6 protein-coding genes are annotated in these 14,322 nt (G+C 39.7%); 5 read left to right on the top strand and 1 reads right to left on the bottom strand.

The genetic code is table 11. The annotated features are described in order from the left end of the window. The first annotated feature begins 59 nt into the window (after window positions 1-59). The 5 genes from IFO69_RS06935 to IFO69_RS06915 all read left to right on the top strand — a co-directional run bounded on the left by IFO69_RS06935 (window position 60) and on the right by IFO69_RS06915 (window position 11,814). A complete protein-coding gene (locus IFO69_RS06935) occupies window positions 60-3,329 on the top strand; it encodes a SusC/RagA family TonB-linked outer membrane protein (protein ID WP_192009344.1) in 3,270 nt (1,089 codons plus the stop codon). Between the two features lie 12 nt (window positions 3,330-3,341). Then, the gene (locus IFO69_RS06930; RefSeq protein ID WP_192009343.1) at window positions 3,342-4,916 is read left to right on the top strand and encodes a SusD/RagB family nutrient-binding outer membrane lipoprotein; all 1,575 of its coding nucleotides are present in this window, start codon (window positions 3,342-3,344) and stop codon (window positions 4,914-4,916) included. 830 nt (window positions 4,917-5,746) lie between these two features. Continuing rightward, window positions 5,747-9,031 (top strand): SusC/RagA family TonB-linked outer membrane protein, encoded by a 3,285-nt coding sequence (locus IFO69_RS06925; RefSeq protein WP_192009342.1) that lies wholly within the window; start codon window positions 5,747-5,749, stop codon window positions 9,029-9,031. A 12-nt stretch (window positions 9,032-9,043) separates the two neighbouring features. Beyond that, complete coding sequence (locus tag IFO69_RS06920) at window positions 9,044-10,489, top strand: SusD/RagB family nutrient-binding outer membrane lipoprotein (RefSeq protein ID WP_192009341.1); 1,446 nt, start codon at window positions 9,044-9,046, stop codon at window positions 10,487-10,489. A 323-nt stretch (window positions 10,490-10,812) separates the two neighbouring features. Continuing rightward, window positions 10,813-11,814 carry an acyl-ACP desaturase gene (locus tag IFO69_RS06915; RefSeq protein WP_192009340.1) on the top strand — a complete coding sequence of 334 codons (1,002 nt, stop codon included), beginning with the start codon at window positions 10,813-10,815 and terminating at the stop codon, window positions 11,812-11,814. A 319-nt stretch (window positions 11,815-12,133) separates the two neighbouring features. Here the strand turns inward: IFO69_RS06915 and recQ are convergent, their stop codons facing one another. Then, the gene (gene recQ, locus IFO69_RS06910; protein WP_192009339.1) at window positions 12,134-14,260 is read right to left on the bottom strand and encodes a DNA helicase RecQ; all 2,127 of its coding nucleotides are present in this window, start codon (window positions 14,258-14,260) and stop codon (window positions 12,134-12,136) included. Between the last annotated feature and the right edge of the window lie 62 nt (window positions 14,261-14,322).

Raw genomic sequence — 14,322 nt, 5'->3', positions numbered from 1 at the left:
AATGATTTTTTGCATGGGCATTTAACGGAAACAAACTAATCAAATCAAATCAGTTTCTTATGAAGAAAAGTGTACGTTTAGCCTTGTTGCTATGTATGATGGTGCATTATGCTTTTGCACAATCAGTTACAGTGACAGGAACGGTGACTTCAGAGGATAATGGAGAACCGATTCCGGGTGTTAGTATTCTGGTGAAAGGGACCTCTACAGGTGCCGTCACAGATTTGGATGGTGTGTACTCTTTGGATGTACCATCAGGTGGAGAAGTGTTGATTTTCTCTTTTATTGGAATGACCACTAGGGAGGTGGTAATTGGAGGAAGAACTCAGATTGATGTTGCTTTGGCATCTGATGCCAAGGAATTGACAGAGGTGGTGGTGACTGCTATGGGTATCACCAGAGAGAAAGCTTCCTTGGGCTATTCAGTACAGGCTGTTGAGTCAGAAGAGCTGAATAAGTCTCAGCAGACTGATGTATTGAGTTCTCTTGCTGGCCGGGTTTCTGGGGTGCAACTATCTTCATCTACCAATATGGGAGGCTCTAAAAGGATTACCATTCGTGGAGCCAGTTCTTTCTTTGGGGAAAATCAGCCATTGATTGTTATTGATGGTCTGCCGGTAAACAATTCCAATTTCAATGATGAGAACATGCAGGAAGGGAATGGTGGATTTGACTATGGGAATATGTTGAATGACCTTAATCCTAATGATATAGAGAGTATTTCTGTCTTGAAAGGTACAGCCGCGGCTTTGTATGGTTCGAGAGCTGCAAACGGTGTGATTGTGATTACAACCAAAAAAGGTACACCGGGCCAAGAAAGCTTTAGTGTCGATGTTAGTTCTTCGGTAAATTTCGAGAGTGTGTACTTGATGCCAGAACTACAAAGGAAGTATGGTGGAGGTGCGATCATCAGTGATGAGGACGGCGGCCAAGATGGTTTTGAAGTAGCAAATATCAATGGAACAGATTATAAGGTCGTTCAATATGGAGTGGATGAGAGTTGGGGGCCCAGGTATGACCCTAATATTTCGGTTTTACATTGGGATGCTTTTAGTGAAGATTATCCGGAAGATTACTTACAGCCCAGACCATGGGTAGCACCGGCAAATGATGTTCGAGATTTTTTTGAAACAGGTGTGTCCTATGTAAACTCCGTCTCTGTATCAAGTTCTAACGTGAATTCTTCGGTTCGCTTGGCCTATTCCAACACGAAAACTTCGGGAACTTTACCTGGCTCTGAACTTACCAAAAACAATTTTTCTATTAACGGTCAGACCAAGGTTTTAGAGAAGCTGACTGCGCAATCTTCTTTGAATTATGTCCGAACTGCTACCAAAGGCCGGCCATTATTGGGGTACCCAGCTTCTAACCAGCCATATGGTAGTCCTTTAGGGCAAATTTTGTTTCAGTGGACCCAAAGACAAATCGATTATGAACGTTCCAAAAAATACCTGAACAGTGACGGTACACAGCGTTCATGGAACCGAAACTCATGGGATGATCCAACTCCGCATTATTCAGACAATCATTATTGGGCTGCTTATAAAAACTATGCCGATGATGAGCGGGATAGGTTCTATGGAAATGTAGGTTTGAGTTATGAAATAATTGAAGGCTTAAATCTAGGAGGTAGAGTCAGTGGCGATTTGTATACTTTCTACAATCGTGAAAGGGTTGCCGTAGGGTCGCAAGCGCAATCCTATTATTATGAGGCGGTAAGGAACAATTATGAGTACAATTATGAACTGACCCTGAGATACCAAAGGCAACTTAATGAAGACTTGAACTTAAGTGCTTTGGTAGGTGGTAACCAAATGAGGCAAAGGCTCCATTTGAACAGAGGGGAGACTTCGGGTGGACTGGTAGTTCCTGAATTGTATAATTTGCTGAATTCAGCAGGAGCTGTATTGGTCAATGACGAGACAACCAAAAAATCAATTAATAGTTTGTTTGCTACAGCAAACCTCGGCTACAAGGACATGTTGTATTTGGACTTGACAGCGAGGAATGACTGGTCTACTACTTTGCCTGAGGACAACAACAGTTATTTTTATCCTTCAGCCTCTTTGAGTTTCTTATTCTCTGATGTGGTCAGTTTGCCTTGGTTAAGCTTTGGTAAGGTGAGGATCGGTGCGGCAAGGGTTTCTAAAGATACTGATCCTTATAATGTATATACCACCTATAAGTTCAATACAGACGGTACGTTTCAAGGTTCTCCAAGGGTTTATACTCCGGAAGAATTGTTAAATAGTGAGTTGAAGCCAGAGAATACCGATACTTGGGAGGTTGGGCTTGAGGCAAGTTTATTTAAAGACCGGGTAGGCTTTGATGTTACTTATTTTAAAAATGTTACAACGGATCAGATCATTCCTTTGGAGCTTTCTAGAGCCACAGGTTATGATGCCAAATTTATTAATGCCGGTGAGATAGTGAACAAAGGCATTGAGATCATGCTAAGGGGTACCCCTGTTCAGATTAGGGATTTCCGATGGGACATTACGGTTAACTATACTAAAATCGACAATGAGGTCATCAGTATAATAGATGGTATTGAAGCAATGGATATTGGTAGTGCACCATTTGATGGAGTTACATTGAGGGCCTCGGTGGGTGAAAGGTATGGCCAGTTGTGGGGATATGATTACATCTACGATGATCAAGGTAACCGAGTAGTTCAGGATAATGGTTATTGGGCGAGGACTCAAAACCTGGTTCCACTGGGTTCGGTTATGCCTGATTATAATATGGGGATTAGAAACTATTTTACTTATGGAGGATTTGATTTGAGTGCACTGATCGATATCCAAAAAGGAGGTAAGTTTTATTCAGTTTCCCATATGTGGGGTCATTATGCAGGTACATGGGGGCCTACCGCAGGAATCAATGATCAAGGCAATGAAATACGTTCGCCGGTAGCTGATGGAGGTGGCATCAAGCTTGAAGGTGTCACAGGAGATATAGAGTTCAATGAGGACGGTTCATATTCTGTCAGTAACACTGCTCCAAATGAAACCTATGTATCAGGACAGGGATGGGCGGCCCGTTATTATCATGGATTTGGGATGCCAAGTGCCCAGAGTGTTTTTGATGCAGATTACATCAAAGTCAGGGAATTGGCTCTGGGTTACAACTTTGATATGGGAAGCAATGAGTTTATCAGAAGCTTAAGAGTTTCTGCCTATGGAAGAAACCTTTGGACTTTTGGATTGGATTACAAAGGCTTGGATCCTGAAATAGCGGTCAACGGTTCTGGTAATATTCAAGGAATTGAAGGTGCATTTATGCCTACTTCGAGAACATTTGGGTTTAAGGTAGATATTGGACTATAAATATTCAACAGTATGAAAAGCATCAAAATAAAAATATTTGTATTTGGATTGACAGCATTGATGGTTGCTTGTGATCTGGATTATGAGCAAAACCCGAATGAGACTAATAATCCTCCAACGACGGGCCTGCTAAATGATGCAGTAAAGAAGATGATGGATGACTTTTACGATGAGTGGTTTCAAGGTAGGTTTACTTTGGTAGGTATGCAGTATTGGACGCAGACTGCCTACGCTGATGAAGACCGTTATGTGTATCGGGAGTCTCAAAGGGAAACTTGGGAGGACTTCTATGCCAATTTGGAAAATTTAAGAAAGGTCATCTACTTAAACAGCAATGAAGAGACCATGGTGGAAAATAGCCAGTATGGATCCAATGAAAACCAAATAGCGGTGGCCCGAATTTTAATGTCTTGGACATTTAATATTATGGCTGACACCTGGGGAGATATACCTTATTACTCTTATGGTTCAGATGATCCTGATTTTCAGGCCTTGCAAGTTGCAGATTCGGAGGAGGAAATCCTTTCTCCTGTTTATGCTGCACAGTCCAAGATTTATGAAGATATATTGAATGAACTGCAAGATGCTGAGGCAATGATCGATGTGGATGCATTGGAGGTGCAGGCAGACAATATCTATGGAGGACAGGATGAGCAAATGGCTTTGTGGAAAAAACTTGCCAACTCTCTGCGTTTAAGGATTGCTTTAAAGATTAGGGGAATAAACCCTTCTTTGGCTGATTCCCACATTGCGGATGCCTTATCGAAAGGTGTTTTTACCTCCAATGCGGATAATGCTGGATTTATATATGAATCCAGTGATGTGAATGCATCCCCTTTTTATAGGGCATTTAATGTCAACAATAGAACTGATTTTGCTATCTCCCATCCGTTTTGTCAATTGCTTTTAGGAAATAACTTGGTAGATCATAATGGTGTGGATATTACTGCAAATCCGTTCTTTGGGACTGAAGATCCACGTCTGGAAAAGTTTGCTATTCCTAATAGAGATGGCAATTATGTTGGAATGCCAGTGAGTGAAAACTCAGCAGATGCTGGTGTTTTCCCATGGGAAAGCTCTCCTGGAGATGATATCATCAATAAGCCGGATTATAGTCAATCTGTAATCGAATTTGCTGAAATATCTTTTATTCTATCTGAATTGAATGGTTGGGATCAGGCTCACTATGAGAATGGGGTTAGGGCATCTATGGAGAAATGGGGAGTGGCTACAAGTGAAATTGATGCTTACATAGCGGCATTACCACCTGCAAACGAAGAGAATGTACTGACGCAGAAATATATTGCCCTCTATATGGATGCGCATACGGCTTGGCAGGAGTATAGACGAACAGGGTATCCGCATACCTTGATTTTGCCTGGAACAGATTTTAGCGTGACTCCTGTACCTGGTACTACCATTGATTATACATTTTCTTCATTGGTGGAAGGACTTACAGATATTCCTTTTAGGTTGCAGTATCCTGACTTTGAAAGGACCTTAAATGGTTCCAATAGAAGTGAGGCTGTGAGTCGTTTGTCCAATGGTGATGTACTGAATTCAAAACTTTGGTGGGATGTGAATTAAATTGGTAATTCCAGACTTTAACAACAGGAAAGCCGCTCCCTTGGAGTGGCTTTTTTACTATTTGCGTCTTGTAAAGGATGATGGTGTAAGTATTTTTTGATGGAGTACATCTATTTCAATGATCGAGATGGTCGTGGTAGACGTCTCAAATTTTAAAGAGCAATATATTGTGTGATAAGTGTTTCTATTAGTGTATAATATACAATTTTTGTCCTTTATCTTACTGTGTTCTAATTGCGTTTTACTAAATATTGTTATGTAGTTTATTGGTTAAATTCAATTATCTTTACTGGTGATTTTTGATGATTATAGTAAATATTTTATGTGAAATCACTTATGAAATGACATTGTTTTGTTTCGTTATTAGGTTTAATTGTTAGTTTTTTGACATGATTTTAAGCTATTTTACTTGGTATTCAGTTGGCTCTTGAATTTAAGAAAACCAAATAATATTCTGAATTTAATAATCGTAATAGTCTGAAAAATAGCTTTAATGTAATATTTAGTTGGATGCAACGTGATCGTAATGGAAACTTTAGAATTAAAAATGGGTTTTTATTATAATACCTGAACAAAATTGCGTTTTGTTCAAAAATGAACCTCTTTTATTTGTAGAGAAATGGTTTTCCTAACGAATTTTATTCGTTAGGAAATTCATATTGTGTATTAGAAAAGGACAAATTTTTTTTAATTTTTTTTTAAATTCATAAACAACTGTAAACCAGATTTTTATGGAGTTATTTTCTATTGTTAATCTAATGTTAAAAAATCATAAAATTTTTTTTTCGAGTATGGATTTCTACTTTGTGGCAAAATCAAATCAACCGCATATGATGAAAAGAGTACAATTAACCCTCTTGCTATGCCTGTTTTTGCAATTTTCTTTTGCACAGACTGCATCAGTAAGAGGCACGGTGACTTCAGCAGATAATGGAGAGCCGATCCCAGGCGTAAGTATCCTGGTAAAAGGTACCTCAAAAGGTGCTGTAACTGATCTTGATGGTAAATACACCCTTTCTGTACCATCTGAAGGAAAGATCTTAATTTTTTCATTTATTGGTATGACTACCAAAGAAGTGACTATCGGTGATCAATCGGTTATTGATGTTGCTTTGGTTTCTGACGCTGAAGAATTGTCTGAAGTTGTAGTGACTGCATTGGGTATTGAAAGAGAAGAAAGATCTCTTGGCTATTCTGTTCAGGAAGTGACAGGCGATGAGGTAAGCAAGGCGAAAGAGTCAAGTTTTATCAGTTCTTTATCCGGTAAGGTTGCTGGTCTTAGTATTAAGAAGAGTAATTCCATCGGTGGTTCTGTAAATGCTGTAATCAGAGGATCTAACTCATTTACAGGAAATAACCAAGCTTTGTTCGTTGTAGATGGTATTCCAATTAGTAACTCTAACCTGAACACTTCTGGCCAGATGTCTGGAGGCGGAGGTTATGACTACGGTAACGCTGCTTCTGATATTGATCCTGAAACTATCGAATCAATATCTGTATTGAAAGGTGCTACTGCTGCTGCTCTTTATGGTTCTGATGCTGTAAATGGTGTGATCATGATCACTACTAAAAAAGGATCTAAGAAGAAGAACGGTTTAGGTGTTACATTAAGCCATGCGACCAACTTCAGCATGGTGGATAAAAGCACCTTCCCTAAATACCAAAATAAGTACGGTCAAGGTTATGGTGCTATTTATGGTGAAACTGGCGGATTCTACGATGTAGATGTAAATGGTGATGGAGAGTTAGATCTTGAAGTTCCAGCTGGAGAGGATGCATCTTTTGGAGCTGCTTATGATCCTAATTTGATGGTTTATGGATGGGAATCTTTCTATCCTGAACTGGATACTTATTTGACGCCATCTCCATGGGTAGCCGCTCAAAATGGTCCTGATTATATTTTCCAAACTGGTGTTGGTAACATTACCAATGTTGGTTTAGAAGGTGGAAATGAAAATGGTTCCGTAAGGTTCGGTTATACCAATGATGATCGTTCGGGTATTCTACCAAACAGTAAAATCAAAAGAAATGTAGTAGATATTCATGCCAACTATAAGCTGAGTGATCGATTGTCCATTGACGGAAAAGCTACTTATACCAGAGTAGAAGGTAAGGGTAGATATGGTACGGGATATGATGGAAAGAACGTTGTTCAGGGCTTGCGTCAGTGGTTTGGTACCAATGTGGACCTCAAGGCTCAGGAAGAGGCTTATAATATGACAGGAAAGAACATCACTTGGAACCCTAATGGTTCTGGTGATACGTCTCCTCACTATTTCGATAACCCTTATTGGACATTGTTTGAAAACTATCAGAACGATCAGCGTAACAGGTTCTTTGGTAAATTCCAAGCCAATTACGAAATCACGGATTGGTTGACTGCTATGGCCAGATTTGGTATTGATTCTTATTCTGATCTTCAGGAAGAAAGAATTGCTGTAGGAAGTTTGGATCAATCTGAATACTCTAAATTCCAAAGAACTTTTGAACAGTACAACAGTGACTTCATCTTGTCATTTGATAAAAACTTAAATGAATCATTGTCTTTGACAGGTTTATTAGGTTTTAATATTAGAAATACCCGAGTAAATGCCACAAGAGCATCTACAAATGGAGGATTGGTTGTTCCTGGAATCTATGCCTTGAGCAATTCTGCCAATGCTTTGGAGCCACCTACGGAAAGTGATTATCATATTAGAAAATATGGATACTATGGCCAGTTGACTTTTGGTTATATGGACATGTTATATCTTGATATGACTGGAAGGGTTGACCGTGCTTCTACGTTGCCTACCGGTAATAACAGCTATTTCTACCCTTCTGTGGCAGGTAGCTTTGTGTTCAGTGAATTGATCGAAAGCTCTGCTTTGAGTTTCGGAAAGTTGAGACTTGGATATGCGAGTGTTCGTGGGTCAGGTGATCCGTATAGTGTAATCAACACATTCAGTTCAGCGACTCCATTTGATGGTGTGCCAATGTTCTTTACTCCTGACACTTCTAATAATCCTGATCTTATGCCAGAAAAAACAGACGAAATGGAGATTGGTTTGGAGGTTAACTTCTTGAACAATAGAGTTGGAGCTGACATCTCTTTGTATCAGAAAAGCACGATTGACCAGATCCTTCCTGTTGAAGTTTCTTCAGCTACTGGATTTAACTATAAATATGTGAATGCTGGTGAGATGGAAAACAAAGGGGTTGAGTTAAGTTTATTCGGTGATCCTATCAAAACTCCTGACTTCTCTTGGAGAGTAAATGTTAACTGGGCGAAAAACGTAAATAAGGTAGTATCCCTTTATGAAGGAGGAGAAAACTTGTTGATCTATTCTGCTTGGTCTACTGCGATCAATGCTAGAAAGGGTGAAGCTTATGGTACGATCACTGGTACTAACTATATATTTGATGAGTCTGGCCAGAAAGTAGTAGGTTCTGATGGTAAGTACCTAAGAACTGAATCTACTAATGAAGTGATCGGTAACATCCAGCCTGACTGGGTTGGTGGTATCAACAACACTTTCAAGTACAAAGGCTTATCATTCAGTTTCTTGATTGACATGCAAAAAGGTGGAGACGTGATCAGTTATGATATGGGCTTTGGTAGTGCTACTGGTCTATATGCTGAAACTGCTGCTTTGAATGAGTTGGGTAATCCAATGAGAGACCCTATCACCAATGATGAAACTTCAGGAGGTGTCATTCTTCCAGGTGTCAAAGGAGATGTTGCATTCAATGAGGATGGCAGCTACACAGTTTCTAACTCTGCTCCAAATGATATTAGAGCGAATGCTGGGGATTATTTGACTCCATTTGGATACTATGGTGGTTCTAGCGAGACTGGTACTTATGCTCCAGATGCAGCATTGGTTTATGATGCTTCATTTGTGAAATTGAGAGAGGTTAGCTTGATGTATGATCTACCTACTAGGTTTTTTGACAACCTATTCATCAATCAGGTATCTGTTGGTGGTTTTGGTAGAAACTTGTGGATCATTCACAAAAACCTTCCTTACTCTGATCCTGAGTACAGTGCCAGTTCAGGTAACCTACAAGGTATCCAGAATGGTGCTTTACCAGCCACCAGAGAATTCGGTTTCAACGTAAATGTTAAATTCTAAAACTGAATCACAATGAAAAAGTCATTATTAATATTAGGTATAGCAGCAGCGGGACTATTTTCTTCTTGTGATGAAAATCTTTCCGATCTGAACACGGATCCTAAGAATCCGGTAGAGGTTGAACCAGAAGTGTTGTTTACATATGGACAGTACAACTTGGTAAACCAAATGGTCAACATTGACTATAATAATAACTTGGACAGATTTTGGGCTAACTTTCTAACCCAAACTACATATATCCAAGAATCTAGTTATGATGCGGCCAACAGAGATGTAGGAGGTAGCCTTTGGGACAATATTTATACTGAAACATTGTATGAATTGAAAGAAGCCAAAGACATCATCAAATCTCGTGAGGTTAGTGCAGCATTGGTTCCTCAAAGAGACAACCAATTGGCAATGATTTCTGTAATGGAGGTTTATGCTTATCAGTATCTTGTTGATAACTTTGGTAGCATTCCTTATACGGAAGCTTTGGACGTAACTAATGTTACTCCAGTTTATGATGATGGTGAATTTGTATATGGTGCAATCATCGATAGCTTAGATGTAGCCATAGCAAACCTTGATGAAACTGCAGCTGGATTCAGTGCTTCTTCTGATATTCTTTATGGAGGAGATATCGCAGCATGGAAGAAGTTTGCCAACTCTATCAAGTTGAAAATCGGAATGAGATTGGCTGATTCTAATCCAACAGAGGCAGCTACTTTGGTTTCTGAGGCAGTTGCAGCTGGTGTGTTTGAATCAAATGCAGATAATGCGGTTTACCAATTCAGCAGTTCTCAGCCATATACTAATCCCATCTATGACTATTTTGAAGTAGATAGCAGGGCTTCTGACTTTGTGGTTACTCAATTCTTCATTGATATGTTGGAGGATGTGAATGACCCAAGAATGGATGCTTACTTTGATGATAATATTGAGGCTGGATATGTAGGTGGTAATTATGGTGCGTCAGGTAATGCTTACGCTTCTTTGACACACATTAATCCGGCTATCGCTGAGGCAACATTCCCAGGGACTATTTTGGACTACTCTTTTGTAGCGTTCTCTCTTGCAGAAGCAGTTGAGAGAGATTTTATCTCTGGAAGTGCGGCTGAGTATTACGAAGCAGGTGTTCGTGCATCTTTTGCCACTTGGGGTTTGACAGATGCTGAGGCGACGCTTTATTTGGCGCAACCATCAGTAAACTATCTTACTGCTGCTGGTGATTACAAGCAGAAAATCGGTATGCAAAAGTACATTGCACTTTATAATCAAGGTCATGAAGCTTGGACAGAGGCAAGAAGATTGGATTATCCACAATTGCTAACAGCTGTTTCAAACGGTGTTGCCAACCCGAAAAGGTTGATTTTCCCAACCAATGAGCCATTGATCAACACGACTAACTATACATCAGCTAGTTCGGCCCTTGGAGGAGATAAAACAACTTCAGCCATTTTCTGGGACATGAATTAATCGGAACGCTATTTTAAAATAGTAGGCCAATATATTGGAAAAGTGCTGCATGAATTCATGCAGCACTTTTTTTATGTCTAAACAGTGGCTTTTTTTAAAATTTTCTATGGCTGAATGCATTGTCTTGCCTTATTTAAATCTTTCTCATTATTATGGTGCTAGCTTTTAAATGCCTAACTTGTGCTGTTTTAGAAAACATCTTAATTGAATGTTCGTTTTCATAAATACCACTCGATTGAATTGGCCTGAAGTGGTGAAATAAAAATGAATGTGTGAAGGGAATGGCAGGTCAAGTTTCTTCGAAACACTTTATATAAGATAGTATGAAAGATACAGTAGCTATAAATTACGAACTGGAGAAAAATATGGAGGTGATCAGTCAGCTGGATGCCTTTGTAGGTGAAGCAGTGGATAACACTTTGTTGAATCCAGATGACTGTTGGCAGCCTACAGATTTTCTCCCTGATATGAGTACGCCTGATGCTTTTGATGAGGTGAAAAAGCTTCAAGAGCGTGCTGCTGGAATTCCTGATACGATTATTACTTCTTTGATTGGTAATATGATCACAGAGGAGGCTTTGCCAAGTTATCAAACGTATTTTAATCTCTTGGAAGGTATTAATCCAGAAGGAAGCCTTCTGAGCGACAGGGGTTGGGTAAGATGGTCAAAAGCCTGGACTGCTGAGGAAAACCGCCATGGTGACCTGTTGAATAAGTATCTTTATCTTTCCGGAAGGGCAGATATGCGAAAAGTGGAGCAGACGATTCATAGATTGATCTATAATGGTTTTGACCCTAAATCAGAAAAAGATCCTTTTCAAGCAATCATTTATACTTCATTTCAGGAAAGGGCCACTAAGGTCAGTCATGTCAATACAGGAAAGTTAGCTGATAAAGCAGGAGATACAGTGCTGGCAAGGATATGTAAGCAGATTGCTGGTGACGAAGCACGACATGAAAAGGCTTACAAGTCCTTTATGAAGCGAATCTTTGAAATCGATCCGAATGGTGCCATGCTTGCTTTTGAGAAAATGATGCGAAAGCAGATTGTTATGCCAGCGGTTTTGATGGGCAAAGGAGGTAGCAACCCAACTTTGTTTGATCAGTTTTCTGCCATTACCCAAAAGATTGGTGTTTACACGGGTTGGGATTATGCAAGGATTATTGATCACTTGGTGAAGTTGTGGAAGATTGAGTCTATCACTGGTCTTGAGGGAGCCGCGGCCAAAGCACAAGATTATTTGGCTGGCCTATCAGACAGATACATGAGGTTGGCCGATCGAATGAAAGCTCCAGATGAAATCAGTCTTGCCTGGTTGAAATAGGAAAATAGCATCAATAGAAAATACTAAAAGCTGACAAGAAATTGTTGGCTTTTTCTTTTTTTCAAGGGGCGTTGGATAGGATGTAGGGAAGTTAAAGTAAGAGGCCTTAAAAAGTAAGAATTAAAATGGCCTCTTGAGATTTCGTTTAAACACTTAAAACAAAGTGGAAAAAGTTGCTTAATCACCCTCCTCAAATGTATAACTTATTCAAGTACCAAAAAATACCCCATTTGGGGTATTTTTTGGTTTTTGTGCCATTTGTATATAAAAATATTGTCTTTATCGTTTACTGAACTATTATAAATTGTTTTATAAGTGTTTATTTATCAGTGGCTAATGCTACTTTGATTTGGAAGTAAGAGTATCTTTCTCCAAAATGCTCTTTGATGGGTTTTAAGTAATTATTTTCCTGCCTTCTAGAAAAAAGGCGAATATTCAGCAGATCATCTTTGGAAACAAACTGCTCTGCATCTATTTTTCCAAGCTTAACTAATTTGGTCAGGTGTCCTTCAATAGTAGTAAGTGCCATTTCCCTTGTCTTTGCAATTTGGTAAATGTCCATACCGTCCTGATGGAGTTTTAGTGTCATTTTCTCCGTACTTGAAATCCCGTTTGTTGAAGTGTTTACCGTTTTTTTTGATGAGGTTAATTTTTTTCTTGGTGAAAGCTGATGCTTTTGGACATACTTGGAAATGACAGTTGTGAACTGGCTCCCGTAATTTTCAGACTTAGTTTGTCCAACGCCTGAAATCGTTAAGAAACTATCATTGTTTACGGGCAAGTAAGTAGCCATCTCCACTAAGCTGGCGTCAGAGAAAACCACATAGGGAGGAACGTTTTCTTTTTGGGCTATTTCAAACCGGATAGACTTGAGTTCTTCAAAAAGAGCTTCCTCATAGGCTACTTTTTTGGTTTTTCTAAGCATGGAATTGTCCTGCATGCTTAGCAGTATCTTTTGTTTTTTCTTAAGCTTGGTCCAAGCCAAGGTGGTCAGTTTAAGGGTAGGGAATTGCTGACCTGCCTCAGCAATATAGCCTTCTTGAATCAGTTGTTGCCCTAAAAGCTTCCAAAAGTCTTCAGTTTTGTCTTTGCCAATACCATAAACCGAAAGTTGTTTGTGTTCCTCTTGGACTTTGACAGATTGAGAACCGCGAAGCACTAGAATAGTATAGCCCATACCAAATGATTCCTTAAGTCTTGCGAGTGTGGACAATAACATCTGGGAGGGAATGGTCATGTCTTCTTGGTTCCCTTCAGAAAAGCAAATGTCACAATTGCCACAAGCTTCATCAGTTTGTTCACCAAAATAGCTCATGAGGTATCGTCTTCTGCATTTGCTGCTCTGGCAGAAGTCTTTCATTTTAGTCAGCTTAGTGGCCATAATGGACGCATATTCAGGATTGTCTGGCGTGTCGATCATGCGCTTTAAAGTCATAAAATCGCCATAGCTGTAAAAAAGCAAAGCTTCACTAGGAAGGCCATCTCTTCCTGCTCTTCCGGTTTCTTGATAATACCCTTCGATGTTTTGTGGCATATTCATATGGACCACAAAACGAACATTCGATTTATCGATCCCCATTCCGAAAGCAATGGTAGCGACCATGATTTTTACTTCATCTTTAATGAACTTTTCTTGGTTGGCAGCCCGGGTTTCTCGGTTCAGTCCTGCGTGATAGGGAAGTACGGAAAGTCCGGCTGCTTGAAGCTTTTCGGCGGTATCTTCAACATTTTTCCGAGAAAGGCAATAAATGATGCCTGAGCTCTTTTGGTGATATTCTAAAAACTCTAAAAGTTTTTCAAAGGAATTCCTCTTGGGCGTGACCCTATAAGTGATGTTCGGTCGATCAAAACTGGAAATAAACCATTTGGGATGAATAAGCCCCAGTTTATCTGCTATATCTTTTCGGGTTTGTTTATCTGCTGTGGCTGTAAGGGCTATGAATGGCACCGCAGGAAACTCCTTCCTCAACATGCCAATTTGTAAATAATCAGGTCTAAAATCATGTCCCCATTGTGAAACGCAGTGGGCTTCGTCAATGGCGACAAGTGCTAGCTTGATGTCTTGCAATAACTCGGTCAATGGGAAGGCTCCTCCAAATAATCTTTCTGGGGCGACATAAAGCAGTTTTATTTTGCCAGATTGTATTTCCTGATGAATAAAGCGTTGCTCTGAGGTGCTTTGGGTGGAATTTAAATAAGCAGAAGGAATGCCATTGGCATTAAGGGCGTCCACCTGGTCTTTCATCAGGGCAATGAGGGGGGAAATAACCAATGTAAGCCCTTCATAAACCATTGCCGGAACTTGATAGCAAACCGATTTCCCTCCACCTGTAGGCATCAATACAATAGTGTCTTTGTCGCTTAAAATGGATTTGATAATGGCCTCTTGCTGACCTCTAAAGTTATCGTAACCGTAAAAATTTTTGAGTACCTCTTTTGGAGTCATTAAACTAAACTGTGGATGAAAATTAACACTAAGTTACTCATCTTTTGGTGCAGATGAAATAT

This window comes from Echinicola arenosa (genome assembly GCF_014841125.1).
Taxonomy (GTDB): domain Bacteria; phylum Bacteroidota; class Bacteroidia; order Cytophagales; family Cyclobacteriaceae; genus Echinicola; species Echinicola arenosa.
The sequence above is the reverse complement of the archived record's forward strand: the minus strand, read 5'-3'. Positions and strand labels throughout refer to the sequence as shown.